Source organism: Coraliomargarita algicola, assembly GCF_033878955.1.
GTDB classification, from domain to species: domain Bacteria; phylum Verrucomicrobiota; class Verrucomicrobiia; order Opitutales; family Coraliomargaritaceae; genus Thalassobacterium; species Thalassobacterium algicola.
In genome coordinates, this window is sequence record NZ_CP138858.1 from 2524968 (window position 1) to 2551347 (window position 26380).

Here is a 26380-nt window from a genome sequence, read left to right on the forward strand (position 1 = left end):
TGGCAGAGTCACATTAGACACGACGACGCTTAGGCGCGCGGCAACCGTTGTGGGGGACCGGAGTCACATCCACGATTTCGGTGACGATCATGCCAAGAGATTGGAGTGCGCGGACAGCTGAGTCACGTCCCATACCAGGGCCATTCAGCTTGACGACGACTTCTTTCATACCGTGAGACATGGCTACGCGACCGGCGTCTTGTGTGACGACCTGAGCGGCATAGGCAGTGGACTTACGAGAGCCACGGAAGTTGCATTTACCGGCACTGGACCAGGAAATGACATTACCGCGCGCATCACAGAAAGTAACTTTTGTATTATTGAAAGTGGCGAGCACGTTGACGATGCCAGTAGTGATATTCTTACTACCCTTCGCACGGCGGATCTTAACCCCGTCCAAATCACTCTTCAGAAGATCTTCAGCAGTGACTTCCTTCTTCTTTTCAGGCTCGGCAGCTTCATCCGTAGCAGCCGCAGCCACTACTTTTTCTTCTTCGACAGATGTGTTTTCTTCTTCGCTCATAGGAAATTCCTTTTAAAAGTTATTGGCGGTTACTTGCGAACCGGCTTGACCGCGCCTTTACGTGTGCGGGCATTAGTTTTAGTGCGCTGACCACGAACGGGCAGACCACGCATGTGGCGCATACCACGCACGCAACGGATAGCGGAAAGACGCTTCAGATTCGCAGTGCGCTCACGACGGAGATCACCTTCTACGACGAACTGCTTGTCGGCCACGATCGATGCGAGCTGATTCACCTCTTCTTCGCTGAGGTCACCGGCACGGCGATCTGCATCGAAACCAGATTCGGCTACAATAGCTTCGGCGCGTGTTGGCCCGATGCCATAGATGTAACGAAGCGAGTAGACTAGCTTCTTATTTGCGGGGATATCGACTCCAAGGATACGTGGCATGATATTTAGATGGTTGGTCACCCGCTGGATTGCGGGAAAACGGTGTAAAATAGTGATTTAAGTTAGTTTGAAAAGTTAATTCTGCGGAATTGTTAAAATTTCCGGTTCCCCGTTGGTCACGAGCACTGTATGCTCGAAGTGAGCAGAGGGCTTACGATCTTTGGTGACGGCCGTCCAACCATCGTCCAGCATTTCTATTTTCGAGGTGCCCATGTTAATCATGGGCTCAATTGCGAGACACATGCCCGGCTTGAGGAGTGCACCACTGCCGCGACGCCCAAAATTCGGAATTTGGGGCGCTTCGTGCATCGTGGCTCCCACGCCATGGCCTACAAAATCACGAACGATTCCATAGTTGTGGCGCTTGATGAAACGCTCCACGGCATTGGAAATATCGCCGACACGATTGCCTGCTCTCGCAAAACTGATCGCATAATTTAGCGATTCACGCGTCGCATCGACCAAGGCGGCATTCTCGTCAGCAACCGGCTCAATCAACACGGTGCTGGCATTGTCACCAATAAATCCCCGATATTTAACGACGACATCGATAGAAACGACATCTCCTGGCTGGATCACTCGGCGCATTGTGCCAATGCCGTGAACGATTTCTTCATTCACGGAAAGACAGGTATGAGCGGGAAAGACCTGATCGCCTGCACGATAATTATAACAGGCACTTTCAGCTCCCAACTCTTCCATGGCTTTGCGGCCGAGTTGATCGAGATCATAAGTAGTCATCCCCTCTTCAACCACATCGACGAGCCGCTTTAAAACGGTCGCTGCGATCTGGCATGCTTCGCGGATCGATTGAATTTCTTCGTCAGAGCGAATGTATTTCATCAGATTACGTAGTGAGGAGATGGATCAAAGAACAAATTAAAACGAAGAAGTAATACGAGATCACACCTTCGGACAAATTAGCCGTCACAATGGACTCAGCTAGGATTCAGGAACCAGGAGATCACTCCCAGAACGAAAAGCGCGATACCGACAAACAACAATGGGCGCCATGCCGTCCAGAAATCCTGAAGACCAGCGGCATCGACGAGTTGCTTATTACGCGCCGAGGAACGACCACGAATCTTACCCTTCTTCAAGAAGCCGTCGTAGTGACGCTGCAAGAGGTAAGTTTCGATTTGGCGCATGGTATCAAGAATGACACCCACGGTAATCAACATCCCGGTGCCACCAAAGAAAATCGCGACACTGAAGGGAACGTTGTATGCAAAAAGCAAAATATCAGGAAAGACTGCGATCACCGTCAGCGAAAGCGCACCAAACAAGGTGAGTCGCGTCATAATGTGATCCAGGAACTTCGCAGTAGGCTCTCCAGGACGCACACCAGGAATGTAACCGCCATTCTTCTTCAAATCATCCGCGATCTGAATAGGCTTAAACATCATGGAGACCCAGAAGTAAGAAAATACCAGAATCAATAGGCCAAAAATGAAGTAGTAGGCAAATTGACCACGGCCGAGAGAATCCGCAAAATCGTTGAAGAAGCGCATACCCGTCGCACTTCCCAAGTAAGATAGAATCTGCGTAGGAAACATCAGGATAGCACTACCGAAGATGACCGGCATCACACCTGCGTAATTGACCTTAAGTGGCAGGAACGAGCTTTGCCCACCATAAACCTTACGGCCCACGACACGTTTTGCGTACTGAACAGGAATCTTACGCTGTGCTTGTGTGATCGCAACCAGAGCGGCAGTCACAGCAAACAACAGAGCCAACATCAACACACCTTCCGGCACTCCCAGAGATGTGCCCTCAGAGCCGACCGGAGCTACAAACATTTGGTAAGCCGAAGCCACCGCGCCTGGCAAGCCAGAGATAATGTTCACCGTAATCAGCAAGGAAATACCGTTACCGATACCACGCTGCGTGATTTGCTCCCGAGCCAGACCATGATCATGGTGCCGGCAGTCAGGAAGATGGTGCCTGTAATCAAGAAAGGAACCTGACCTGCAATCACGACCTTGCCGTATTCCGCAGGATTGAAGCCTTGCCCAATCAGGCTTGCTGGATTGGTCGAAAGAGCGACCAATAACAACAAACCTTGAACCACACAAATACCCAGCGTCAGATAGCGAGTGTATTGATTGATCTTCTGGCGGCCCACATCCCCTTCTTGCTGCAAACGAGCAATGACTGGGAAAACCGCCCCGACCAACTGCATGATGATCGACGCACTGATGTAAGGCATGATGCCCAGTGCAAAAAGTGCACCATTCAAAAGCGCTCCCCCGCTGAACATGTTAAACATGCCAACGAGACCACCTCCCGCATTCGCTTGATCCGCGAAGAATGCCTGAATGGGTGCGATGTTCATCCCAGGAAGTGGAATGTTCGCGCCAACCCGGGCAATGAACAACAACGCCAGCGTGAAGAAGATCTTCTGGCGCAGTTCAGGAATCTTCAGCGAATTTGTAAAAGCAGAAAGCATCAGTAGTTATCCTTTACTCGACTCCACAGGGGGAATCGAATTATGCGTCTTCCTTATCTTCAGCAGGCGTTTCGCTAGCGACTTCAACCTTACCTCCAGCAGCTTCGATCTTGCTCTTGGCAGAATCAGAAACCTTGCTGAGTTTGATTGTATACGCTTTCGAAACTTCGCCATCGCCCAGGAGCTTTACGCCCTGCTTGTTGTCGCGAACGAGTCCAGCTTGAATCAAAGACTCACGATCAACGACATCACCTTCGAGCTTTTCAAGCTGTCCGACGTTTACGAGTTGGTAAGAAACCTTGAAGTTCTTGTTGTTAAAACCACGGCGTGGAAGCTTACGGTAAAGAGGCATTTGACCGCCTTCGAAACCGATTCGGATACCACCGCCAGAGCGAGCCTTTTGCCCCTTGTGCCCCTTACCGGAAGTTTTACCGTGACCGCTACCTTCACCACGTCCAAGACGCTTAGTTGGGTGCGTGGCACCTTTAATGGTTGGAATATTATCGAGATTCATGTTGCTGATTCCTTAGACCTCCGCAGCGGCTTCGCTAAAACGGATGTTGTGAATTTCCTCATGCGAACGAAGCTGTAGGAGCGCGGCCATTGTGGCGTTGACCATAGCCAGGTGGTTGTTCGAACCGAGGGACTTGGATAGAATGTTTTTGATACCAACGGACTCGAGCACCGCACGGCAACCGCCACCTGCGATCACGCCCGTTCCATCAGAAGCGGGACGTAGTAGCACCTTACCACCATCGGCCTGGCCGAGAACGTGGTGAGGAATGGTGTCGCCGCGAAGATTGATCGTTACGAGGTTCTTCTTCGCTTGCTCAGTGCCTTTACGGATACACTCAGGAACTTCCTTTGCTTTACCGTAACCGACGCCGACTTCGCCTTTTTGATTACCCACAACTACGAGTGCTGCGAAGCTGAAACGGCGACCGCCCTTTACAACCTTTGCGCAACGGTTGATATGCACAACCTTCTCGATGTATTCAGGAGTTTCTTCCGGCTCGTCTTTTTGGGAAAATGATCTTTTTTGTCTGCTCATATGGGAAGTCCTTAGAATTTGAGGCCGCCTTCGCGAGCCGCTTCAGCGAATGTTTTGACACAACCGTGGTAGCGACGACCGGAACGGTCGAAGACTACGGCCTCGACACCGGCAGCTTTCGCCTTCTCAGCGATCACCTTACCCAGCGCAAGTGCACCATCGTTGTTTGCTTTCACGTCAGCGTCTTTGCCACCAACCGATGAAGCGTATGCCACTGTGTGACCGGCGACGTCGTCGATGCATTGCGCATAGATGTGTTTGTTGGAGAAATGCACAGCGAGGCGTGGGCGCTCTGCAGTGCCTTTGACCTTCTTGCGGATGCGATAGCGACGCTTCTGCGCGAGAGAATTTTTCTTTTGGAGTTTCATGTATTACCCTCTGCTGAAAATTAAGCGGACTTCTTACCCTCCTTACGGCGGACGTATTGGCCGACGATATGGACACCCTTGCCCTTGTAAGGCTCTGCAGGGAAGTAAGAATAGATTGTCGCGGCGATTTCACCGACGATTTGCTTATCGGCACCGGAGACGGAGATTTTAGTGTTCTCGGCCACAGTGACTGTGATCCCTTCAGGAATCTTCACTTTGACCGGGTGAGAGTAACCAAGTGCGAGGTCGAGCAAGTCGCCTTCAAGCGCTGCGCGAAAACCAACACCTTTGATTTCAAGTTTCTTTTCGTAACCATCGACCACACCGACCACCATGTTATTGATGATGGAACGTGCTGTGCCGAACATGGCGCGTGCATGACGGCTGCTATCTGCAGGAGTCACGCGAATCTCGCCATCAGTCAGTTCGATATTAACCGAACCGTCGAAAGTTTTTTCAAGTTTGCCCTTAGGCCCTTCAACGCGAACTGTCTGACCATCGATCGTGACATTCGCCTTATCAAGGACGGGGATAGGAAGTTTACCAATTCTGCTCATCGTGTGCTGCCTTTTAATTACCAGACTTTGCAGACGAACTCGCCGCCAACGCCCGCTGCGCGAGCATCGCGGGCGCGCATTACGCCTTTTGAAGTAGTGAGGATTGCGACACCCATGCCCTCAAGGACACGTGGGATTTCTGTGCAACCGTAGTATAGACGACGACCTGGCGTGCTTTGACGCTGGATATCGGTGATCGCCGGTGTTTTGCCCGCGAATTTCAATTTGAGCGTGAGCGTCTTGAAGCCCTTCTCATTTTGACCTTCGCTAAAGTCGTGAATGTAACCCTCTGCCTTAAGAATCGCAGCGATTGCAGCACGCATTTTAGAGTGCTGCGTGGTGCAGGACTCTTTGTGCGCTCTACTCGCGTTACGGATAGTGGTGAGGAAATCTCCGATTGTGTCGTGAACTGCCATAGTATTTTTACTAGTGGGTTTTCAGTGAATGTGGTGAAGCAAGCGTGCTTACCAAGAGGATTTGGTCACACCAGGGATCTTACCTTGTGTGGCAAGTTCACGGAATGTGATACGGGAAAGACCGAATTTGCGAATGAACGCACGGGGACGACCTGTGACGGAGCAACGATTGCGCGCACGGATCGGAGAGCTGTTCTTAGGCAGCTTTGTCAACTTGGCTTGCGCCTTGTAGAACTCCTCGTCGGAAGTTTCTGGGTTGGCGATGATCGCTTTGAGCTCTTTACGCTTTGCTGCGTATTTTGCGATCATGCGTTCGCGCTTCAAGTTGCGTTGGATTGCTGATTTTTTAGCCATGTGTAAATCTTTCTTAAGTGCTGTGGGTATCGCTCTGAGCGCTTAGGCAGTCGCTGCAGCAGCGGCTTCTTCTTCGGCAGCGACTTCGGAGCTAGTCTTACGGAAAGGCATACCGAACAGCTTAAGCAATTCGCGGCCTTCCTCGTCTGTCAAAGCACTTGTGTTGATGCAGACATCCATACCAATTGTGGCATTGGTGCCTTCGGCACTCACTTCGGGGAAAATCGTGTGGTCATTTAGACCCAGTGTGTAGTTACCTTGACCGTCGAGACGTGTGGGCACCCCACGAAAGTCACGAATGCATGGCAGCGCGATATTGATCAAGCGCGTAAGGAAATCATACATAGCCTCGCCACGCAGGGTAACCTTGCAGCCGATGGGCTGACCTTCACGAAGCTTGAAATTCGAGATACTGAGCTTCGCAATAGTAGTGACAGGACGTTGACCGGAGATTTTTGCAATCTCATCGTTCACGTATTGAACGTGATTTTTATCGGCCGTTGCAGAGAAACCAGAGTTCAACACGATCTTCTTGATCGCGGGTACTTGGTGCGGGTTCTTATACCCGAACTTTTCCATAAGTGCGGGCACGACCTTCTCGGCGTAGTGTTTTTGTAATAATGACTGTGACATCTGTAATATAAGGCGGATTTCCAACCCGACTTGTTAATGGTGAATGATGTTTTGGAAAAAGGTGCGTGAAAGTGAGACTTTGAGTCTCGCTGGCAAGTACCTTATTTCTTTTTCGCGTCGAATTTTTCGGCGCTCATTACGTTGGAGTAATGAATGGGAGCTTCGCGCTCAGCAGAACCACCTTCTGGATTCTCCTGAGTCTTGCGCTCAAACTTAGTGATCATGTTGACGCCTTCAACCAGGACACGCTCCCCTGCTTTGACTTCAAGGACTTTGCCGCGCTTGCCTTTGTGAGCGCCAGAGATGACGACGACTTCTTGTTCGCGTTTAATTGCTTTGGACATGATTAGAGAACCTCGGGTGCGAGTGAAATGATTTTCATGTATTTCGCGCGGAGCTCACGAGCGACCGGGCCGAAAATACGTGTGCCTTTGGGGTTACCATCAGCGTTGATGATAACAATCGCATTGTTATCGAAACGGAGGTAGCTGCCATCTGCACGGCGAACGGGTGCCTTTGTGCGAACGACGACGCCGCGAACGACTTCACCCTTCTTGACAGAGGCGTCGGTGGACGCTTCCTTGACGGCACAAACGACAACATCACCGACATCGGCAGTGTCTTTGTTTTGGCCAAGGCGGCGGATCATCTCGGCGGATTTGGCGCCGGTGTTATCCGCGATAAATACGCGGCTGTTCATCTGAATCATAGCTAAATCTCCTTATTAGGATTTATAAATTGTGTCGTGTTGGTAGCTGTAGGTCGCTCTATTCTTCGCCCAACTTTGGAGCGACTTCGAGCACCTTGGTTACACGCCAGCGCTTCAGCTTACTGAGCGGACGAGTTTCCATGATTTCAACTTTGTCACCCAGACCGCACTCGTTTTTTTCGTCGTGTGCGTGCACAACAGTCTTACGCTTAATTTCCTTCTTATAGAGGGGGTGCGGGACTTTGTAAGAGTAAGTGACTTTGATCGTCTTGTCACCGGAACGTTTTGAAACAGTTCCGACCAGGACTTTACGAGAGTTGCGTGTTGCTGTGGCTTCCATATGCGTAGGCTGCTAAGAGATTAGGCGCTGGCTGCGGCCAACTTCTTTTCTTTAAGGATGGTTTCGAGACGAGCGATTTGACGGCTCATATCTTTAAATTGGTGTGGGTGCTCGACTTGACCAGTTTGCTTGCGCATACGAAGGTTGACGCGGGCATCACGTGTATCGCGAAGCGATTTTTCGATTTCGGCTTCGGACATTTCGCGGATTTCTTTAGTTTTCATAGTAATAGTTTCCTATCTCTAAAAGTGTTATACTTCTTCGCGAGAAACGAAGCGGCAATGGAATGGAAGCTTGGTATCCGCAAGGCGGAGGGCTTCACGGGCGGCAGTTGCAGAGCAACCGGCAACTTCAAAGAGCATGGTGCCTGGCTTGATCACTGCACACCAGTACTCAACAGAGCCTTTACCTTTACCCATGCGAGTTTCCGCTGGCTTCTTAGTCACTGGCTTGTGAGGGAAAACGCGGATCCAAACCTTACCTTTACGCTTGAGGCTACGAGTCATCGCCACACGAGCGGCTTCGATTTGCTGGGAGGTCATACGACCGCGAGTGAGTGATTGGATACCGAAATCGCCAAAAGCGAGTGAGTTACAAGATTGCGCAGTGCCGTAAATACGACCTTTGTGAACCTTACGGTATTTTGTGCGTGATGGAAGAAGTGCCATGGTTCGCTCTGTTTAAAGTGTTAAAAAGTATAAATTCGTTTCGAAGGATGAAACTTGCGTTACGCAGTTTCTTCGTCAGGGAGGCAGATCCAGCATTTAACGCCAATGATACCATACACAGTGCTCGCTTCGGAGAAGCCGTAATTGATATTAGCGCGAAGTGTTTGAAGAGGCACACGACCTTGACGTTGTTGCTCCGTGCGTGCGATGTCCGCACCACCGAGACGACCAGCGCACTGAATACGGATACCATCCGCCCCCATGCCCATGGTCGTTTGAACCGCGCGCTTCATAGCACGGCGGAATGCGATCCGACGCTCAAGCTGTAGCGCGACATTTTCAGCAACGAGTTGTGCAGAAAGGTCGGGACGCTTGACTTCTTGAATGTCGAGCATGATTTCCTTGCCGACCTTCTTGTTGAGAGTCGCCTTGATCTTATCAAGCTCAGCACCTTTACGGCCGATGACGACACCAGGGCGTGCGGTGAAAATCTTAACGCGGATACGACCCGAAGCACGCTCGATGAAGATGCGTGGCACGGATGCGTAGCGAAGCTTCTCAGTGAGGAATGTGCGGATGGTGTGGTCTTCCTTGATATACTCAGGGAATTTGTCCTTGTTTGCGTACCAGCGGGAGTCCCAGTCGCGGGTTACTGCAAGGCGGAAGCCGGTTGGATGTACTTTCTGTCCCATAATTCGTAGGTGTCGTTAAAGCTTAAGCCTCGTCGGAGAGGATGATACGGATGTGGCTAGTTGCCTTCTTATAAGGGTGAGCCGAACCACGTGCAGCAGGGCGGAAACGCTTGAACGTTGGGCCTTGCTCGACGGTGGCGGACTCGACCTTAAGGGCATCCGAAGAGAGATTGTTATTGTTTTCCGCATTCGCGATAGCCGACTGAAGAGTCTTGCTCACGAGACGCGCTGACTTGCGAGGGATGAAGCGAAGAACTTCAACCGCCTCGGCAGCGTTGCGACCTTGGATGGCTTGAGTGATCTCGCGCACCTTGCGGGGCGACATACGGGCGTATTTTGTATAGGCTTGGACCTGCATGAGATTCAGCTGTTTTGAAGTGTTTTAATTCGGGCAATATCGCCCGCTTGTATGGTGGAGTCTTTGACCAATTCGAGGATGAGCCCTGCAGAATGGTCGCTACGTGATTCGATAATGATAAGCTCGCCGATAGATTGTAGGCCACGTGTGACGCGGCAAACCATCCCTAAGCGTATCCCTTGCTCGAGGCCACCATCGAGTATAACGACGTCGGCAGCGAGTGTGGGCACAACCTCAGCCACGGCTGCGGCATTCGGGCTGTAAATGGACTCTTTAACGAAAGCGGGCACCCCAGCGCTCACCGCACACGCCCACAGCATGCTCCCGAAAAGGAACAAGCCTGTAAGCTTTAGTGTGCGTAATGAACGTGGAAATTGCATAGCGTTTGCGTGAAAGAGAGTTTTACTTACCAGTTGGGTGCCCCTTGAAGGTGCGTGTCGGTGCAAACTCTCCGAGCTTATGACCGACCATATTTTCAGTGACGTAAACGGGCAGGAAGCTGCGACCGTTGTGCACATTGAAGTTAAGGCCGACGAAGTCGGGAGTGATGGTTGAGCGGCGCGACCATGTTTGGATCGGCTTGCGGTCGTTGTTGGCCTGTGCGACCTGAACCTTTTTGGCAAGGTGTGGATCAACAAAGAAACCTTTTTTTACGGAACGAGACATAGCTAGTTAAATCGGTTTAGCGTTTCTTCAATTGGCGGCCGTTACGACGGACAACAATCTGTGAATTGGTCGGATTAGACTTTTTACGAGTTGGGAAGCCCTTAGAGAGTTGGCCCCAAGGCGACTGCGGATGACCACCACCGGAGGTGCGGCCTTCACCACCACCCATTGGGTGATCCACAGGATTCATTGCCACACCACGAACGCGAGGGCGACGACCGAGCCAGCGGCTGCGACCTGCTTTACCCAAGCTTTGGTTTTGGTGCTCAAGGTTACCGACTTCACCAATCGTTGCGCGGCAACGAGAGTTGAGGAAGCGGATTTCACCGGAAGGCATTTTGACTGTTGCACGGTCACCATCGACAGATACCAGCTGAGCAGATTGCCCGGCGGAACGTGCGATTTGCGCGCCGCGACCAGGGTGAAGCTCGATTGCGTGGATCTTTGTGGCCGGCGGAACAATCGCAAGCGGCAGGCAGTAACCTGGGTTGAACTCAACGCGATTGTTGGTGCTCAGAAGTGTGTCGCCTGCTTTAACACCGCGGGGTGCCAAAATGTAGCGCTTTTCACCATCTGCATACGCAAGAAGAGCAAGGTTAGCCGAGCGATTTGGATCATACTCGATCGCTTGCACCTTTGCAGGGATGTCGAGCTTTTCACGGCGGAAATCGATGATGCGATAGATACGCTTGTGACCACCACCACGACGACGAGAAGTAATACGGCCATAGCAATTACGGCCCTGCTTATCGTGTACGCGTGTGACGAGACGGCGTTCTGGCTTTTTCTTGGAGACGTCCTGCTTGTTTCGTGTGAGGAAACGTTGGCCGGGAGTCAAAGGTCTGGAATCTACGAGTGGCATGTTATTGGGTCCCTTCGTTCTTAGACGAGTTCGATCTTATCGCCCTCTTTAAGAGTTACGATAGCCTTTTTGTGGCCGCCCGAAGTGCCGGACTTACCGCGACGTGAGCGGTCGTTCTTCACCTTAGGCTTTTTGTTAAGAATGTTTACGTTGGTCACCTCTACATTGAAGACCTTAGCAACAGCACGAGCGACCTCGATACGGTTGGCGCTAGGAGCGACCTCAAATGTGTATTGGTTGAAGTTAGCAGACAAAAGAGCTGCTTTTTCAGTGACTCGGTATTCGAGAAGAATTTTATCGGCAATAATCATGACTCACCTCCCTTTGCGCCATTGGCACGTGCGATGATAGTTTCGATGCCCTTAGCACTGACGATGATGTGGCGATAGCGCACAACGTCCAGAGTGCTGAGGTTGCCTGCTTCAGAAAGGGAGACCCCTTCGATGTTGCGGGCTGCCAGAGCGGCATTGTTTTCAAATTGGTCATCAACGATCAACACCTTGCCACGAGTCGGAAGAACCGCAGTCAGGACTTGATTGAAGAGCTTGGTCTTCGCTTCTTTCACTTCAATCGCTTCAATCACGGAAAGACCACCTTCGGTTGCACGCTCGAAAAGTGCGCGGCTGAAAGCGAGATCCTTCATCTTGCGATTGATCTTCTGAGAGAAGTCGCGAGGCTTAGGGCCATGAGCGATACCACCATGACGTTGGTGAGGCACGCGGCGTGAACCCTGACGGGCCGTGCCACTACCTTTTTGGCGGAAGAGCTTCTTACCGGAACCAGCAACTTCTGCGCGAGTCTTGGTGGAAGCATTGCCTTGGCGTGCATTGGCCTGATGAGCGAGAACAACTTGGCGTAGCGCGGCTACACCCTTGTCGCCCTCGAAGGCTGGAAGCGCAAACTCCTTCTCAGAGCTTGATGTTCCGTCGGCTGTGTAAACTTTAAGTTTCATCGTATTGTATCCTTTCGTCGCTCAGCTTATGCTTGGGCTTTCTTGGTTTTAACCGCCGTGCGGACTGTGACGAGGGAGCCACGCGAGCCGGGAATACTTCCCTTAACCAAAATCAGGTTTTTCTCAGCGATAACTTTAACGATTTCGAGATTTTGGACAGTGCGGCGCACATCACCCATATGACCAGGCATTTTCTTACCCTTGATCACGTGGCCAGGCCACTGGCACATACCATACGAACCACCACGACGGTGGAACATCGAACCGTGAGAGGCGGGACCACCGGCAAAACCGTAGCGCTTCACAACACCTTGGAAACCACGTCCCTTGGAGGTGCCGATCACGTCGATCTTTTGGCCCGCTTCAAACTTCTCAACCGTCAGCACATCGCCGAGGTTCAACTCAACATCGCCATTGGTGCGGAACTCTTGGAGTTCAGCAACAGGCTCAACGCCAGCCTTTTTAAAATGGCCGAGAGCTGCTTTAGAGAGACGGTGCTCTTTTTGTGGACGGAAACCGATTTGGACGGCATTATATCCGTCTTTTTCGGAGGACTTGATCTGCGTTACTGGGCAGGGTCCTGCTTCAATGACAGTCACGGGCACAAGACGATTGTTGTCGTCAAACACCTGAGTCATTCCTATCTTTTTACCAAGTAGGGCTACGTTCATAATACTAATAGGCAGGTGGAGCAGAGGCTCCGTTTCCTAGACCTGCGTTAGAGGAGTTAAAAAATGTGAGTTAATCGCCTCAGTTGGGAAGCGAGCGACGGAAAAAAGAGGGAAGAACCGCGCTCGTCAATCCTCGATTTCAAAAAAGACTATTATTTTTCTGTACTTTGCAAAAGTTTACGCTTAGTCACCCGCGCTCTCCAGTCGCGGAGCAAACACCACCTTATTATAGAAGAAGCCGATTCCGATCAGAGCCAGCCCCAAGCCAAGAAAAGACAACACTCGCAACAGGCCCTCCAACTCGGCGGCATCAACCAGAAAGACTTTGCCAATAGTGATCAGCAGTAAAACCAAGGAGCCAACATGTATCACTGACTGCTGACGCCACAGGCCGATCGCCTGATAAGTCACCGCCAATAAGAGCCAAACAAGCGAGTAGGTGTAGATCTCCGCGGTCGAAGTCCGATCGCCATATAGATAACTGCCGCCATAATAATCCTGCACCAGAAAAGTCGCCCAGACAAAGCCGAGCAGCATAGCCGCCAATTGATACACACGGCGCAGACGCTCACAGCCGCCCGCCCCACTCTGCCATGCCAAGACACAGGATGCCACAAAGGGCAAGCCGAACTGCAACAACAGTGCATTGAAGAAGAAACGCTCCCCCGCCGCCCCCGCATCCGCCAAGTGAAGCCAAACCACCCGCAGCGCCACCAAGCCCGCCAAAATCACGCTCCCCTGATAGCAGGACGTCCACACGCGCGCAAGATAGATAAAGCCCACAGCCGCCACCGCCAGCAGCGCGGTCAAGCCTCCCTCAACAGTCGCCGACGACCACTCGGACGGCATACACGACCCATCCAGCCATTGATAGATCGCCACGAAGCCCAGCAGACTCACCCCACCCAGTATTCGAGTCACAACTTTGCGCACTGCCGCATCCCAGACTGTCCGAAAACAGCCCCACACGGTGACGACTCCCACAAAACCCAACACCCAAGCCAAGGCAGCCATCCCATCCTGCGCAGCCCCAGCCCCCACCTGCTCGCGGAAGAAATAGCCCACCGCATCGGCAGCATGGTCGAGCATGCAAGCCGCCCACGCCACCCCCAGCACAGAAGCCACCAGAGCCGACCGCCCGAAAGCACGCAGCTTCCAATAAACTGCAGTGCCGATGACTAAGACCGCAGCAGCTTGCTCTAAGTAATCCGTCGGCAGATAAGTCCACAGCCCGAAGCCGAACAAAAACACTGCAAAGGCCGAATACTCACCCGCCACCTCGGCATCGCTCTCTCGGCGAAGAATATGTTCACCCGCCAGCGCCAATAGACCAGCCACCACCACAGCCAGCCACAGCCAAGCGGAGCGATGGAACACAGCGACGCCCCCCACCACCCACTCTCGGTTGGCATAGAGTAAGGGCACTGCACTGAGTGCTGCCGTCACAGACAGCGCGCGCCATGTCAAAACCCGCCCCGACACCAGCCCACGCCAGTGCCCAACCACAAAAAACAAGCTCAGTAAACCCAAGGGCGCGATCAACCAGCTCAACATCGCACTATCTATACTAGCAAGCGTGCCCGCCGCCACTGCGCCCAAGGCCAACCACGCGGCCCCAATAAAGTCATCTTCACGCAGCACAGCTAGCAACAGCGCACCCACACTTAGAACACTGAAAAGCGCCATATCGACTGCGGCAAAACCGCCGATCAAAACGAGAACCAAGCCCTGCACGAGCCCTCCGCCCCAAGTCAGCCAACGAATGGCCGTCAACCAAGGGAGCGCCGATGCATCCAGAACAGTATCTTTCTTCGCCAGCAAGACCCAGACTGCATTCACCCCGCAGACACCCACTACGAAGATCAGAACACCCGCCAGCTGATCCAAGTGACCACAGACATTGCCTACGATTACCGCGGCCGACCACAGATAAACACCCGCCAAAGAGCCCAACAAAAGCGCCCACCAGCCACGACATACGCAAAGAAACTGCGCCCCACAGAATAACAAAAACAGATAGCCAAACAGCATCACCGTATCATTCGAGCCCGTCGACATCAGCCAAGGCGTGAGAAATCCCCCCACCAATCCCATCATCGCAATCGGCGCCCCATTCTTGAGCGACAGCAGCACCGCCAACACCGTAACCAACACCATAGCCACAAAGCCCAGCCCCAACGACACATATCCATGCATATGCACGGCTGCGTAGGCAGCAAAATACAAGCACGCAATGCCCGCCCCGGCCAATGCCTGACCGATGCGCTCATTGGCAGCCATCGACGATTTCACCCCAATCACAAACCCAGCCCCGCAGAGCAGGCCCCCAAAACCCACCGTCAACCAAAGGCGGACCAGCGGCGTCAGCCAGCCAGATTCGATCGAGTATTTAATCATGTAAAAGCCCGCCATCAATAAAGCAATTCCCCCGACCCAAACGGCGACCTTACCAAACCAGTCTTGCGGCTCAGCGGACTCGACCGGCTCTGAGACAGAGCAACTCGGGAGAGTTGCGTTCCCGGGATCACAAATCTCCGCATTCGCCCCAGCGACTGACTCTGACGCAGAGCAACCCGGAAGAGTTGCGTTCCCGGGATCGCGAATCTCCGCATTCGCCCCAGCGACCGGCTCTGACGCAGAGCAACTCGGGAGAGTTGCGCTCCCGGGATCGCGAATCTCCGCATTCGCACCAGTGACCGACTCTGACGCAGAGCAACTCGGAAGAGTTGCGCTCCCGGGATCGCGAATCTCCGCATTCGCACCAGTGACCGACTCTGACGCAGAGCAACTCGGGAGAGTTGCGTTCCCGGGATCGCGAATCTCCGTATTCGCCCCAGTGGCTGACTCGGCCTTTTCCACAGGCCGAGTCCTTGCGTCGCGCGATGGCGAAACCGTGGATTCCGCTGGCTTGGCCTCGGCGGTCTTCGTCGATGAAGCCCCTACGTCCTCCCGAATAGCCGCCGCGTCTTTGCGATCCTGCAGCTCCCCTAGCTCACGCTTGAGTCGCTCCAGTTCACTGCGGGTGCGGCTAATCCGCCCCAAATTCACCCAAGGCAAAATCAAACTAGCGATCAAACCCAAGACAAGCAGCAGCCCAAATATTTCTAACATACCGAATCTTAAAAAATATAATTGAACACTGTTCAATATTAATTTCAAACAACGTTCATAATAATAAAGAACTCTCAACACATTGACCCATGGCCCGCCGCAAAGACCACTCCCGCGAAGAACTCACACAATTGGCAACCCAAGCCGGTCGCCAGATCGTCATCGAACAGGGCCCCAGCGCGCTAACCGCACGCAAGGTCGCCCAAGCGATCGGCTACACGCCCGGCACGCTTTATAATGTCTTTGAAAACATCGATGGTCTCATCGCAGCCATCAATATCGAGAGCATGCACAATTTCGCCGACATCCTGCGCACACTCCAGCAACCCGGCGAAACAAGCGAAAGCCGCATCCGTCGCATCGCGCAGGCTTACTTGGACTTCCATCACGCGCAGCCGCAGCTGTGGTCCCTACTCTTTGCCCAGCCGCTCAACTATAATTCCGACGACTATCACGCCGCCATTCACGCGATTTTCGACCAGGTATGCGACGCCATGATGCCACTCAGCAGCTCCCCCACACTCGCGCGCCAAAAAGCAAAGATCCTGTGGTCCACCCTGCATGGCATCTGCCTACTACAGCAAAGCGGCAAGCTCAACGTCAGCGAACCCGACCCCGCGGAAGATCTACTGACTCACTTCCTCGACCAATTCCTACAATGAGCCGCACACCGCCCCACCCCATACGCCTCCTCTATATACTAGTGATCATGAGCCTCAGCTACGGAACCACCCACGCCCAAGAGCACGTTGTCCTACTCCACGGCCTCGCCCGCAGCGCCGCCTCCATGAACAAGATGCAGCGCGCACTCGTCAACGAAGGCTACCAAGTGCACAACCTGAGCTACGACTCACGCCAGCATGGCATCGAGCAGCTGGCCGAAAGCGTCCATCAGCAAATACGCACACAGACCACCAAGGCCACAAAAGTGCACATCGTCACCCACTCACTCGGTGGCATTCTCGTGCGCCAAATCCAAGCCACCACCCCATTGCCCAAGCTCGCTCGCGTCGTCATGCTCAGCCCGCCCAACGCCGGCAGCGAAGTCGTCGATAAAATTGGCCATTGGTGGCTCTTTCAAAAAATCAACGGCCCGGCGGGGCAACAACTCGGCACCGGCAAAGACAGCTTCATCGGCCAACTGCCCGCAATCAATTTCGACTGCGCCGTCATCACGGGCGATCGCAGCATCAACTGGATCAACTCCCTCATGATCCCCGGCCAAGACGACGGCAAGGTTTCCACTACCAGCGCCCGCGTCGAGGGCATGCGCGCCTACAAAGTGCTCCACACCACTCATCCGATGATCATGAAAAAGCAAACAGTCATCCAAGAGGTGATACACTATCTACAGACCGGCACGCTGCAGTAAACCCCAACAGCTCACCCGCGCAAGGAGCGCAAATACAGTGCCGCACAGGCTCGCGCATCCGACAGCGCATCATGGTGATTCAGTGGGATATCGAACTCCTCGCAGCAATAATTCAGCTTTTTCTTAAACAACTTATACGTGCACTGCTTCTCAAACAGTGGCAACGAAAGCCCGTAAAACTCCAGCGCCTGCTTCAGGCAAGAACCGTCGAAGGCCATATTATGTGCCACCACCGTTTGCCCTTCGATGAAGTTGGCGATCTGCGGCCAAATCGCATCAAAGCCCGGCGCTGCCATCGTATCGCGCGCCGTCAGCCCATGCACCGCAGTATTGAAACCTGAATACACATCCTCCGGCGGCCGCACTAAAAGCGAGAGCTCCTGGGTGACGACGCCCGCCTCCACCCGCACCAAGCCCACTTGGCAAATACTCCAACGCTTCGGCTGGGCTGTCTCAAAATCAATCGCGGTAAATGTCGGCATAGGCGGACCATCAATACATCAACTCAAGCTCAATCAGCAAGATATTCTGATTGGCGAAGAAGTAAATTTACTAGAGACTAAAAGCGTCACTGCATTCACAACAGAGTATATGCACAGCGTTTTGAGACAACAACTCCCCACACAAAGTACCGACTTACGCATGAGCGATCTACGACTGAACCTGGCGGCGAAGGCCAGACGATGAAATCTATATTCAATATTACTTTTCTAAAAAACCTTCCCATCGCGAAGAAGATTGGCCTCGTCACCCTGCTCACCAGCACAGTGACTCTATTCATTCTATCCAGCGCTTACTTCATCTTCAATTGGTCACAATATAAAGGACAACAGTTAGCGAGACTGGAATCGATCGCAGGTATCACTGCATCGGCAACCGAAGCGGCACTTATGTTCGATGACAAACAGGCTGCCAACGAGTATCTGTCATGGCTGCGTCATGAACAAGGCCTCGAAATGGCGATTCTATTCGATGCCCAAAACGATCTATTCGCGAGCTTCCAGCGTGCTGCGCTCGCTCAGCAATCCCAAGCGCCGAACTGGCAGACCCTCAACAGCCAATTCAGCGACTCAGGCTACCTGAAACCGATCTACAGCGACTCAATAAAACTCGGAACGATCTTCCTACAAAGTAATCAAAGTATGCTAAAGCAGGTACTTCGTTCATAGCTTACTGACAGCATTATTTCTATTCTTAGGCGGCCTCATCATCACAGTCTGGCTCAGCACTTTCCTGTCCCGGGCAATCACCTCGCCCATCTCTAACCTCGCCAAATTAGCCGAAGATGTCTCACAGGCGGCAGACTATACAAAAAAAGCCCAAAAAGTCTACAACGATGAAGTGGGCTCACTCGTAGACAGCTTCAACCTCATGCTGGAGCGCATCAAACAACGTGATGAAACGATCAAAAAGAGTCACCAAAACCTAGAAGAGCAAGTCCATGAACGCACACTTGAGCTGGAAGAGACCAACGCCACATTACTCATAGAAAGAGAATTGGCACAAGCCGCCTCCAGAGCCAAATCAGACTTCCTCTCAGTCATGAGCCACGAAATTCGCACCCCAATGAACGCGATCGTCGGCATGGCCTCTCTCATGGCCGAAGAAAACGAGTCCGACACTCACAGAGAGACCATAGAAATCATCCAAAATAGCTCAGATGCACTGCTTGGCCTGGTCGACAACATTCTGGATTACTCCAAAATCGAAGCAGGGCATACGGAACTGGAAAATGTAACTTTCCCTCTTCACGATTGCATCGTAAACCCACTCACCCTGGTCGCCGCCCAAAACGAAGATTCCGGCATCGGCTTCGTGGCCGACTGCGCCCCCGACCTCCCCCACTCCTTGATCGGAGACCCGACACGCCTACGGCAAATCGTAACCAACCTCCTGAGCAACGCCGTCAAATTCACTGAAAAAGGACACGTCACCCTCGAAGTCCATTGCGACCGCGCAGCACAACCGCCCATACTGGAAATCAACGTCAGCGACACTGGGATCGGCATCCCGGCAGATCGTGTTGACCGCCTCTTCAAACACTTCTCTCAAGTCGATGCCTCGATGACACGTCGCTACGGCGGCACCGGTCTCGGACTCGCCATAAGCCAACGATTAGCCAACGCAATGGGCGGCGGAATCACAGTCACAAGTCAAGAGGGAGTGGGCAGGTACTTTCACGATACAACTCCCCCTGCGGGAAGCCCCTGAGAACGGACGCCTCTTTGATTCCAAAAGTATACAACCTGGCGCATGTGTCCAACTCATCGGCTTCCAGCAGCCCGATCTGGATGCATTCACTCGACTCTGCGCATCAATCGGACTCGAACAAATCAATGCATGCACCCCATGCAGCCACCGCGACGCCATCCCAGTAGTCTTCGCAGACCGCTTAACCCCCGACGAAGTCGCCCAACTCCTCGCCACAGAAGCATCCGGGCTCCTAGCTGAACGCGCCATCGTGTTGTGCCGTCAAAAGTACGCCTCAAAAATGAGAGCGGCACTCGGCTGCAAAACCATCAGCCTGCCAGTAATGCCCAACTCATTTGCCGACTTGTTCCAAGCAAACAAGCCGCTAACGAATCCCAGTAAAGCCGCACTTCCCACACACCCGCAAGCGGATACGCTCAACATACTTTTAGTTGAAGACAACAAAGTAAACCAACGGGTATTTACCCAGCTACTAGCTAAAGAAAATTACCAGATAGACCTAGCAGAGAACGGTCTGGAAGGAATCAAAGCGGCCCACAGGCGACCTTACGATGTCATTTTCATGGACTACATGATGCCCGAGATGAACGGCCTGGAAGCGATTCGCACCATCCGCAAGGATACAGCCATAAAGTCTCAGCCATACATCATAGCACTCACCGCCAACGCAGAGAAAAAGGCCGCCGAAGACCTCATTGGAGCCGGCGCTCAAATCTACCTAGCCAAGCCCGTAAGGAAAGCAGACCTACTGGGCGCAATTGAAGCCTATCGCAAGACTCGCCCTAAGCCCACATTCCGAAACGACTAGCAGCGCTCCCCTTCGTTACAGGCGAGCCTTAACTTGCTGAGATGCTGCTCTCCAACTTTGCGGGTTTCAAAACTAAACTCAAGCGCTGCCAAAGGCGACTCTCACTTGCTGCAGAAAGCCCTTTTCTTTATCGGTCAAGCCGTCCGATTGGAAAAGACGATTGAGTAGTTCCAAAGCGCGTGGCTTTGAATTTTCGCTTAGGCGCTCCGCGACATATGCGATAAAATCTGCGGTCAGCTCTTCGCTGATACGAGCGGTTCTCGCGCGGTCGGTCGCATTGCAAATGTAGACCGAGGGCCCCGTGCTGGAATCCCAACCGAGCGAATCAGCGGCATGGTCAAACTCTTTGGTCTCTGCCAATGATAAATGTTGATCCACATAGATCGCCATCAGCAGCAAATCAATAATCGCTTCGCGCTCTGCTTGCTGCAATTCGGACTCAGGGGTGGCGCGAGACTCTTGACTAAATAGTTTCTCTAAAAATTTCATAGGACGAATGGTTGATACGGTGGACGCACGTGGCGAGTGTCGGCTCGATCATCGAACAAAACCACAATCAGTCAACTAACTACTTTCAATTCAGACACAGCAGACTCCCCTCGAACCAGCTCTGAGCGGACAATGGTGGCAGCACTACTCCCAGCGCGACAGGCTTTCGCCGGCATCTTCCCATTCGTTAAAAATAGAACAGGCGCGCGCCTGGAGTAAAACCCGGCGGCCTTCGCGACTTCTACAGTTCACCAAGCGCACATTCCCCATCAGTCGCTTCGCTTGTCGCAACAATTCAGCTCGCTCTGCTTCGCTGCCACGCAGTAATTCTGGAACAGGGAAATAACTGCTGCGAGCACTGGTAACCGATGAAATCAAATAGTGCGGCGAGCGAATGGGCCCCATCATTTCTAAAAAGGCTGTGGCGAAATGATGACGGTCCATACGATTGCCACCTTTGAGTGAGACAGAAACCTGGCCCATAAATCGGTCCACCGTAAGAGCTTGCTCCGGCACGTCTTCGTCAAACTTCCCGAGCGTATGCATTGTGCGAAACAGGGAGCGCCCAACTCGATCTGCAGTCACTCCCGTGAGCCCATATTGACGATAGAGCCGCAGGGCCCGCCAAAGATCGGGAGCGATTCGCAGCAGCCCGATCAAGAGCATCAGTAGCAACATTCCCCACACCGCGAGACCGCGACCACCGGAGAGCATGTGTCGAAAGGCATCAAAGCCCACGCCAAGAATCGATAACGCGGCGCCATACAAGACCGCTTCTACGGTCCTCCACAGATAAGCGTAATGCATCAACTTGCGCCCTTTGACTTGAATGCTTCGATAAAACAATCCTTTCCAATCGGGAGCATTGGCAGGCCCGAGCCATGCCTGACGAATCCAGCTGGCATTGGCAGAGAGCGCCTGCATTTCATCATTTACCTGCGCGCATTGCTGTGGAGTCAAAATACTGGCGGGAATGCCCAAGCGCTCGTATCCCGATTGAATCGCCGCTTCGCGGTGATTCGGACCGACAAAGGTTTTGAGCCGGCGCCGCACGCAGTCCAAATCGGGCTCGTCATGGGGCACCCCCGTGAGTGTGACGAGGTGCCAGATCTTAGATACTTTCAGCGGGCTCGAGGGATTGGTGCGAATGGCTCGGCCCCGAATTTGGTTGGACGACACGAAGGAGCCGACATTGGAAGCAATGATTAAGCTGTTGATACAGGGCGCATCCCAACCTTCGCCCAGCAAGGCTTGCGTGCCTGAAAGTATATGAATCGCGCCCCGAGCAAAGGTCTCGGTCATCACGGGCACCAGTTGCCTCGAAGCACCGCGCAGCAAGGTGAGCGCTCGATAGTCAGGCAATGCCTCGATCACTTCTAAGCGCACATCCGCCGATGAGAGTCCCCGCTCGCGGCAAACCTCTAACAAGGTGCCCGCCGCGCTCGCAGGAATAATGACCAAGGAACCTGTGAGCAGACCGACCCGCTCGTCTCCCAGCTGACGTAGTCTCTCAAAGATGGGCACCGCTCCCAGCTTCAAAGATTTTGCATTGCGGCTCCGCTCACAATGCGTGCCCAGAAACTCGGGATAAATGTAGTCCGACAACACCAACAATCTCAAGTCCGCGCCATGGGTCTCACGTTCCACGCGCACGATCGCTTCAATCGAGCGCAACTTGGTGGCACTACGCATCAGGCGGCGATTCCGCGCATGGCTCGGAAGTAAATGCACATGCCCTCGCTCAATCGCACCGCGCTGCTTCAGCAAAGCTTCGATCTGTCTCACAAAGTCCTGCGGCCATAGCGAACGCTGCTTTTTAGAGACAATGCCGCGCAGTAAGACCTGCGCCCACTCAGTATCGAAACACGGCAATTCGCCCGCCTCCGCATCTAACAATTCGAGTAGCTCTGGCTGCAACCGCGCTCCTCGGGTGTGGAGATAAATAAGCAGCGACGAAAACCACTCCACTTCGGCATAAATATCGGCTTCGTGCGCCTCGGGGTCCAGCAACCATGGATGCTTATTGATTTGCCCAGCGAGCGAGTCCCGATGTAACAAGTCAGCAACCAACTCGTTGATCTGGCTTTGAAAGCTTGCGCGTTGTTGCAGATCTTCGGGACTGGCGAACTCGAAATAGAGCAGGTCTACATGTGGGCACAAATCGCCATTCAACACCAGCTCCGGCACTGGAATCTCCATATCGATTTCGCCACAAAGCTGAATATAGCGCTCCCATTCTGCAGCCGACGAGTCGTAAGGAGGTGTCGCAGTCAGCGAAATAGTATGCACCCCCTCAATACGTTTGCGCAGATCAATAATCGACTGCCACCAAGCCTGCTTGAGGTGGTGTGCCTCATCCAGAAGCAGAGTTTGGACCCCAAGCGCACGCAGAGCGGCCAAGACTGGCTCCGCCCCGGGCTGCGACATGACCTGATCGACCATCTGATAGGTCGTGATCGTCACTAAACCAGGCTGGCGCAAGTCGAGGCTGATCCAATCCGCAGCGCCCGCGGCGAAATCTTGGCGCAAACGCTCCGCCCATTGCGACTGAATGGTGCGAGTCGGCGCGACCACCAAGCTCGGGCCCGCCAAACGACGCATGAACTCCAGCCCAAGAACCGTCTTACCAGACCCCGGCGGCGCGACAACATGTAGACGGGCATCGTCCAAGTGCGCCTCCATCTCCGCCAAGGCTCGCGCTTGATAATCGCGCCACGGATGGGCGAAGCACAGTGTTGGAGGAAATGTCGGCACAAAAGTAAGTCACCGCATCGGACGCGCCAAATCAATCTTATCCGAGCGCAAACTGCCCGAGGGCAAGCAGTGAATCAAGCCGCCGAGCGCGAAGGTCGATTTTGTGAGCGAGTGCGACGCGTGTCCCGGCCTCTTTGCGGGCCTCTTTGCGGGTGCGAATGCGATTCGCGGCTTGGCGCGGAGTCCAGAAACTCCACCTTATAAGCAGTTAGCACGATGCGACTTCGCGGTTCCCCCGCATCCGTCTCCCAGCTCTCCTGCTTGAGGCCTCCAGAGAGTAAAACCTTTGAGCCCTTAAATAAGTGCTCCGCCAAATGCGGCATATTCCAAGCCTCCACGGGCATGAAGACCACGCGCTCCCCTTCATTACAGGCGAGCCTAAACTTGCTGAGATGCTGCTCTCCAACTTTGCGGGTTTCGATGTCGGCAGTGAGGTGTCCGCTGATGATTGTCTGATTCATAATTTTTCCTTTCAGTTACGTTAATATTAGCTTGCTACGAATGAATCGTGATTCGCGCCCCTCAAAATGAAGGACGCCTTTCTCTCTCGCACACAATGCCCCAAGCTGTCAAGCTAAAAAGGTGAACATTGTTACACCACCGTCAAAACTTGAACCTAACCCCAGTGACTTTAGCTTCAATCCAAACGCCTCCACACTTTACACTCGTGCGGCATGAGAAAATAAGCATAAGATTATAATAGGCAAAGCTCTCACAATCAAATATCTTACCTTACTATGATTAAGCGCGTTCTACACTTCTTTAAAAGTATTTTCGGTTCAGCAGTCACCGAACTGGAAAAAACGAATCCCGACGCCTTACTAGGCGCTGAGAAAGAAAACTTACGGAAGCAAATTCAGCGCTACAATCAAGGCCTGGCTGCCCATGCCGCGATGGTTGAAAAGCTGATCGCGCAGGTCAACAATCAGGAGCAACAAGAGGCCAAGTTACTCACCAAGATCAAGGCCAACGTGACCGCGGGCAATCAAGAGCTCGCGGGCCGCCAGGCACTCAAGCTCTCGGAAATCAGAGCCGAGCTGGTCACCAACCGCGATCAATTGGAAGCCGCCGAAAATACCTATCAGGAAATGTCCCGCAATCGGGAAGCCAGCATCCAGGAAGCTCAGAAGAAAATTGAAAACCTGCAGGCCAAGATCAACGAGTTGAAAGTCAAAGAAGCGACTGCCGATCTATCGGAAATGGCCAGCAGCATGACCGCCGACATGGGCGGTGCCAGCGAAACCATGAACCGCTTGGAAAGCATGGTCGAAGACGCACGGGCCAAGGCCGCCGGGCGTGCCCGTGTAGCCCAGGACAGTATGCCCTCCTTGGAAGTCCCCAGCGCCGAAGAAGAGCGCGCCTTAGCTCACGAAGCACTCAAAAGCCTCTCCGGCGAACTAGGCTTCACCACCGCAGTCGAATCACAAGGTGAGGAAATCCCAGTGGTTACTTTCGAAAAAGAAAACAAGGCAAAGCGTTAAAGTCAGAAGCCGGAGGCCGGAGGCCGGAGGTCGGAAAACAGAGGCCAGAGGTCAGAAGCCAGAAAACAGAAGTCAGCCACGGCACGCGCCCTGTTCGCGACACAGGAAGTGCCATCACTGATTGATATTCATATCTGATCTTTATCATGGGTAGGATGCGGGCGATAGCCAGCGTCTCCGCTGCCGCGTTCAGTCCGCAGCCACCAAACCAGCGGTCACAACGACTCTCGTCGTCGTGCTACCTGTAAGAGGCCCCGCGCAAGCTCTGCGTAAGATGTGGCGACAGCCAGTGTCTCCGCGGGCATACCTGCCTCGTCGCATTCTCATTCATAATTGGCCCTGCGCTTCGCCTGAAGACTACGCACGGAAAGCAGCTCGACGCTCCCCGATTCTCTTCAACCAAAATCGACTTATCAAATTTGCGTAAAATTAGCTTTGCAGCATTCAAACATACGTTTACTTACTTATGATCATGTCTTCCAATCGACCGTAAATGTCCGCCCTGTTACATTAAGATCGCTGTTTTAATGCAAAAGAACGCCCCCCATATCGAAGATTTGCTCAGTAAGCTCTACAATTTAAATCGCGACCGCGGCTCGGGCTGGGAAAAGCCCTACAAGCCCGCCCTGCTGCTGGCACTGATCGACTTGATGAGCAGAGCGATTGCCCCGACAACCGCTTCACTCTCTCCGACGCACTCATCCGGCGCTACCGCGAATACATCGCCATCGTTAGACGCCCGGGCGACCACGACAAGATCCACTACCCCTTCTGGCACCTCTGTGGTGATGGCATTTGGATGATCTACAATGCTAACGGCCAGCCGCTCTACCGCCCCGGCGAGAACGGTTCCAGCTCACCTTCGGTCAAATGGCTCCGCGAGCAAATGGGCCACGCCAGTTTCGTCCCAGAGCTCTTCGCCCTACTGTGCGATCCCATTCAACGCGAGCACATCCGTAGCGCGCTCATCGCCCGCTACTTCTCCGAGCACCGCGACGCCCTGCTTCGCCTGATCAGCCACTATCATCAAGTCGATAAAGTCGCCGACTTGTCCGGCGTAGCCTTGGAGAAGACGGAAGACCCCGCCCAATTCGCCAGCGATCCCGTCCGCTCCGCCGCCTTCGCCAAAACCATCAAGCAGGTCTACGACTACCGCTGCGCCGCCTCCGGCGTGCGCTTCCGTCTGGGAGATCTTAGTATCGTCGATGCCTGCCATCTGATTCCTTTTGCCGAGAGTGGCAACGACCACCCGACCAACGGCATCGCCCTTAGCAAAAACCATCATTGGGCACTCGACCGCCACCTGATCACGCCATTTGCGTCAGAAACCAAACTCGTCTGGCGCGTCGCCCCCTGCCTCGACGACCGCCTCGAAGGCCACAAAGAACTGCTCAAACTGGATGGCCGCAGCGTCCTGCTTCCCAGAGAAAAACGCTTCTGGCCCGCAGAGGCAGGACTGCAATGGCGCTGGGAGCGGTTGCGGGGATAAA

At 53.3% G+C, this 26380-nt stretch carries 36 protein-coding genes and 1 pseudogene; 8 read left to right on the forward strand and 29 right to left on the reverse strand.

Features of this window, described 5'->3' with window-relative positions; genetic code table 11:
* Nucleotides 1-13: 13 nt before the first annotated feature.
* The 25 genes and pseudogenes from rpsK to SH580_RS10215 form a co-directional block, all read right to left on the reverse strand.
* Nucleotides 14-523: a 30S ribosomal protein S11 gene (gene rpsK, locus SH580_RS10090; protein WP_345785431.1), complete on the reverse strand. Its 510-nt coding sequence runs from the start codon at nucleotides 521-523 to the stop codon at nucleotides 14-16.
* Nucleotides 524-552: 29 nt separating this feature from the next.
* On the reverse strand, nucleotides 553-915 hold the full coding sequence (gene rpsM / locus SH580_RS10095; RefSeq protein WP_319834860.1) for a 30S ribosomal protein S13: 363 nt from the start codon (nucleotides 913-915) through the stop codon (nucleotides 553-555).
* A 75-nt stretch (nucleotides 916-990) separates the two neighbouring features.
* Nucleotides 991-1758 (reverse strand): type I methionyl aminopeptidase, encoded by a 768-nt coding sequence (map, locus tag SH580_RS10100; RefSeq protein WP_319834861.1) that lies wholly within the window; start codon nucleotides 1756-1758, stop codon nucleotides 991-993.
* Between the two features lie 95 nt (nucleotides 1759-1853).
* Nucleotides 1854-3367, reverse strand: a pseudogene (secY, locus tag SH580_RS22185) (preprotein translocase subunit SecY).
* A 40-nt stretch (nucleotides 3368-3407) separates the two neighbouring features.
* On the reverse strand, nucleotides 3408-3881 hold the full coding sequence (gene rplO / locus SH580_RS10115; protein WP_319834864.1) for a 50S ribosomal protein L15: 474 nt from the start codon (nucleotides 3879-3881) through the stop codon (nucleotides 3408-3410).
* 12 nt (nucleotides 3882-3893) lie between these two features.
* Complete coding sequence (gene rpsE, locus SH580_RS10120) at nucleotides 3894-4418, reverse strand: 30S ribosomal protein S5 (protein WP_319834865.1); 525 nt, start codon at nucleotides 4416-4418, stop codon at nucleotides 3894-3896.
* Between the two features lie 11 nt (nucleotides 4419-4429).
* Nucleotides 4430-4786: a 50S ribosomal protein L18 gene (gene rplR / locus SH580_RS10125; RefSeq protein ID WP_319834866.1), complete on the reverse strand. Its 357-nt coding sequence runs from the start codon at nucleotides 4784-4786 to the stop codon at nucleotides 4430-4432.
* A 20-nt stretch (nucleotides 4787-4806) separates the two neighbouring features.
* A complete protein-coding gene (gene rplF, locus SH580_RS10130) occupies nucleotides 4807-5343 on the reverse strand; it encodes a 50S ribosomal protein L6 (protein ID WP_319834867.1) in 537 nt (178 codons plus the stop codon).
* A gap of 17 nt (nucleotides 5344-5360) precedes the next feature.
* The gene (gene rpsH, locus SH580_RS10135) at nucleotides 5361-5759 is read right to left on the reverse strand and encodes a 30S ribosomal protein S8 (RefSeq protein WP_319834868.1); all 399 of its coding nucleotides are present in this window, start codon (nucleotides 5757-5759) and stop codon (nucleotides 5361-5363) included.
* A 48-nt stretch (nucleotides 5760-5807) separates the two neighbouring features.
* Nucleotides 5808-6113: a 30S ribosomal protein S14 gene (gene rpsN, locus SH580_RS10140; RefSeq protein WP_308948050.1), complete on the reverse strand. Its 306-nt coding sequence runs from the start codon at nucleotides 6111-6113 to the stop codon at nucleotides 5808-5810.
* Between the two features lie 42 nt (nucleotides 6114-6155).
* Complete coding sequence (rplE, locus tag SH580_RS10145; RefSeq protein WP_319834869.1) at nucleotides 6156-6746, reverse strand: 50S ribosomal protein L5; 591 nt, start codon at nucleotides 6744-6746, stop codon at nucleotides 6156-6158.
* A gap of 101 nt (nucleotides 6747-6847) precedes the next feature.
* A complete protein-coding gene (gene rplX, locus SH580_RS10150) occupies nucleotides 6848-7090 on the reverse strand; it encodes a 50S ribosomal protein L24 (protein ID WP_319834870.1) in 243 nt (80 codons plus the stop codon).
* A 2-nt stretch (nucleotides 7091-7092) separates the two neighbouring features.
* Nucleotides 7093-7455 carry a 50S ribosomal protein L14 gene (gene rplN / locus SH580_RS10155; protein ID WP_319834871.1) on the reverse strand — a complete coding sequence of 121 codons (363 nt, stop codon included), beginning with the start codon at nucleotides 7453-7455 and terminating at the stop codon, nucleotides 7093-7095.
* A 58-nt stretch (nucleotides 7456-7513) separates the two neighbouring features.
* Nucleotides 7514-7795: a 30S ribosomal protein S17 gene (gene rpsQ / locus SH580_RS10160; RefSeq protein ID WP_308949592.1), complete on the reverse strand. Its 282-nt coding sequence runs from the start codon at nucleotides 7793-7795 to the stop codon at nucleotides 7514-7516.
* A 20-nt stretch (nucleotides 7796-7815) separates the two neighbouring features.
* Nucleotides 7816-8019 (reverse strand): 50S ribosomal protein L29, encoded by a 204-nt coding sequence (gene rpmC / locus SH580_RS10165; RefSeq protein WP_319834872.1) that lies wholly within the window; start codon nucleotides 8017-8019, stop codon nucleotides 7816-7818.
* Between the two features lie 27 nt (nucleotides 8020-8046).
* Nucleotides 8047-8463, reverse strand: a complete 417-nt coding sequence (rplP, locus tag SH580_RS10170) for a 50S ribosomal protein L16 (RefSeq protein WP_319834873.1) — start codon at nucleotides 8461-8463, stop codon at nucleotides 8047-8049.
* Nucleotides 8464-8522: 59 nt separating this feature from the next.
* Nucleotides 8523-9155, reverse strand: coding sequence for a 30S ribosomal protein S3 (gene rpsC, locus SH580_RS10175; RefSeq protein WP_319834874.1), 633 nt, complete (start codon nucleotides 9153-9155; stop codon nucleotides 8523-8525).
* A gap of 22 nt (nucleotides 9156-9177) precedes the next feature.
* Nucleotides 9178-9513 carry a 50S ribosomal protein L22 gene (gene rplV, locus SH580_RS10180; RefSeq protein WP_154001131.1) on the reverse strand — a complete coding sequence of 112 codons (336 nt, stop codon included), beginning with the start codon at nucleotides 9511-9513 and terminating at the stop codon, nucleotides 9178-9180.
* 5 nt (nucleotides 9514-9518) lie between these two features.
* A complete protein-coding gene (locus tag SH580_RS10185; protein ID WP_319834875.1) occupies nucleotides 9519-9893 on the reverse strand; it encodes a hypothetical protein in 375 nt (124 codons plus the stop codon).
* A 22-nt stretch (nucleotides 9894-9915) separates the two neighbouring features.
* Complete coding sequence (gene rpsS / locus SH580_RS10190; protein ID WP_308949598.1) at nucleotides 9916-10179, reverse strand: 30S ribosomal protein S19; 264 nt, start codon at nucleotides 10177-10179, stop codon at nucleotides 9916-9918.
* Nucleotides 10180-10195: 16 nt separating this feature from the next.
* Entirely contained in the window at nucleotides 10196-11041 is an 846-nt protein-coding gene (rplB, locus tag SH580_RS10195; RefSeq protein ID WP_319834876.1) for a 50S ribosomal protein L2, read from the reverse strand.
* A gap of 20 nt (nucleotides 11042-11061) precedes the next feature.
* Nucleotides 11062-11352, reverse strand: coding sequence for a 50S ribosomal protein L23 (gene rplW / locus SH580_RS10200; protein ID WP_308949600.1), 291 nt, complete (start codon nucleotides 11350-11352; stop codon nucleotides 11062-11064).
* Nucleotides 11349-11993, reverse strand: coding sequence for a 50S ribosomal protein L4 (gene rplD / locus SH580_RS10205; RefSeq protein WP_319834877.1), 645 nt, complete (start codon nucleotides 11991-11993; stop codon nucleotides 11349-11351). The genes rplW and rplD overlap by 4 nt, the downstream gene beginning before the upstream one ends.
* A gap of 26 nt (nucleotides 11994-12019) precedes the next feature.
* Nucleotides 12020-12664 (reverse strand): 50S ribosomal protein L3, encoded by a 645-nt coding sequence (gene rplC, locus SH580_RS10210; RefSeq protein ID WP_319834878.1) that lies wholly within the window; start codon nucleotides 12662-12664, stop codon nucleotides 12020-12022.
* A gap of 183 nt (nucleotides 12665-12847) precedes the next feature.
* On the reverse strand, nucleotides 12848-15775 hold the full coding sequence (locus SH580_RS10215) for a DUF2339 domain-containing protein (RefSeq protein ID WP_319834879.1): 2928 nt from the start codon (nucleotides 15773-15775) through the stop codon (nucleotides 12848-12850).
* Between the two features lie 89 nt (nucleotides 15776-15864).
* On the opposite strand from SH580_RS10215, the gene SH580_RS10220 reads away from it, so the two are divergent.
* Nucleotides 15865-16437, forward strand: coding sequence for a TetR/AcrR family transcriptional regulator (locus tag SH580_RS10220; RefSeq protein ID WP_319834880.1), 573 nt, complete (start codon nucleotides 15865-15867; stop codon nucleotides 16435-16437).
* Entirely contained in the window at nucleotides 16434-17147 is a 714-nt protein-coding gene (locus tag SH580_RS10225) for an esterase/lipase family protein (RefSeq protein ID WP_319834881.1), read from the forward strand. The genes SH580_RS10220 and SH580_RS10225 overlap by 4 nt, the downstream gene beginning before the upstream one ends.
* Nucleotides 17148-17158: 11 nt before the next feature.
* Here the strand turns inward: SH580_RS10225 and SH580_RS10230 are convergent, their stop codons facing one another.
* Complete coding sequence (locus SH580_RS10230) at nucleotides 17159-17629, reverse strand: 3'-5' exonuclease (protein WP_319834882.1); 471 nt, start codon at nucleotides 17627-17629, stop codon at nucleotides 17159-17161.
* 201 nt (nucleotides 17630-17830) lie between these two features.
* On the opposite strand from SH580_RS10230, the gene SH580_RS10235 reads away from it, so the two are divergent.
* The 3 genes from SH580_RS10235 to SH580_RS10245 all read left to right on the forward strand — a co-directional run bounded on the left by SH580_RS10235 (nucleotide 17831) and on the right by SH580_RS10245 (nucleotide 20166).
* Nucleotides 17831-18316 carry a CHASE sensor domain-containing protein gene (locus SH580_RS10235; protein ID WP_319834883.1) on the forward strand — a complete coding sequence of 162 codons (486 nt, stop codon included), beginning with the start codon at nucleotides 17831-17833 and terminating at the stop codon, nucleotides 18314-18316.
* A 64-nt stretch (nucleotides 18317-18380) separates the two neighbouring features.
* Nucleotides 18381-19358: a sensor histidine kinase gene (locus SH580_RS10240; RefSeq protein ID WP_319835003.1), complete on the forward strand. Its 978-nt coding sequence runs from the start codon at nucleotides 18381-18383 to the stop codon at nucleotides 19356-19358.
* 280 nt (nucleotides 19359-19638) lie between these two features.
* A complete protein-coding gene (locus tag SH580_RS10245) occupies nucleotides 19639-20166 on the forward strand; it encodes a response regulator (protein WP_319834884.1) in 528 nt (175 codons plus the stop codon).
* A gap of 78 nt (nucleotides 20167-20244) precedes the next feature.
* On the opposite strand, the gene SH580_RS10250 is transcribed toward SH580_RS10245, so the two are convergent.
* From SH580_RS10250 to SH580_RS10260, 3 genes are all read right to left on the reverse strand, one after another.
* On the reverse strand, nucleotides 20245-20655 hold the full coding sequence (locus tag SH580_RS10250; protein WP_319834885.1) for a hypothetical protein: 411 nt from the start codon (nucleotides 20653-20655) through the stop codon (nucleotides 20245-20247).
* A 144-nt stretch (nucleotides 20656-20799) separates the two neighbouring features.
* Complete coding sequence (locus SH580_RS10255) at nucleotides 20800-23409, reverse strand: DEAD/DEAH box helicase family protein (RefSeq protein WP_319834886.1); 2610 nt, start codon at nucleotides 23407-23409, stop codon at nucleotides 20800-20802.
* A 74-nt stretch (nucleotides 23410-23483) separates the two neighbouring features.
* Nucleotides 23484-23870 carry a single-stranded DNA-binding protein gene (locus tag SH580_RS10260; RefSeq protein WP_319834887.1) on the reverse strand — a complete coding sequence of 129 codons (387 nt, stop codon included), beginning with the start codon at nucleotides 23868-23870 and terminating at the stop codon, nucleotides 23484-23486.
* Nucleotides 23871-24146: 276 nt separating this feature from the next.
* Here SH580_RS10260 and SH580_RS10265 point away from each other — a divergent pair, with 276 nt between their 5' ends.
* The 3 genes from SH580_RS10265 to SH580_RS10275 all read left to right on the forward strand — a co-directional run bounded on the left by SH580_RS10265 (nucleotide 24147) and on the right by SH580_RS10275 (nucleotide 26379).
* A complete protein-coding gene (locus SH580_RS10265) occupies nucleotides 24147-24890 on the forward strand; it encodes a PspA/IM30 family protein (RefSeq protein ID WP_319834888.1) in 744 nt (247 codons plus the stop codon).
* Nucleotides 24891-25417: 527 nt separating this feature from the next.
* Nucleotides 25418-25693, forward strand: a complete 276-nt coding sequence (locus SH580_RS10270) for a hypothetical protein (protein ID WP_319834889.1) — start codon at nucleotides 25418-25420, stop codon at nucleotides 25691-25693.
* On the forward strand, nucleotides 25690-26379 hold the full coding sequence (locus SH580_RS10275; RefSeq protein ID WP_319834890.1) for an HNH endonuclease: 690 nt from the start codon (nucleotides 25690-25692) through the stop codon (nucleotides 26377-26379). The genes SH580_RS10270 and SH580_RS10275 overlap by 4 nt, the downstream gene beginning before the upstream one ends.
* The last annotated feature ends 1 nt before the right edge of the window (nucleotide 26380 follow it).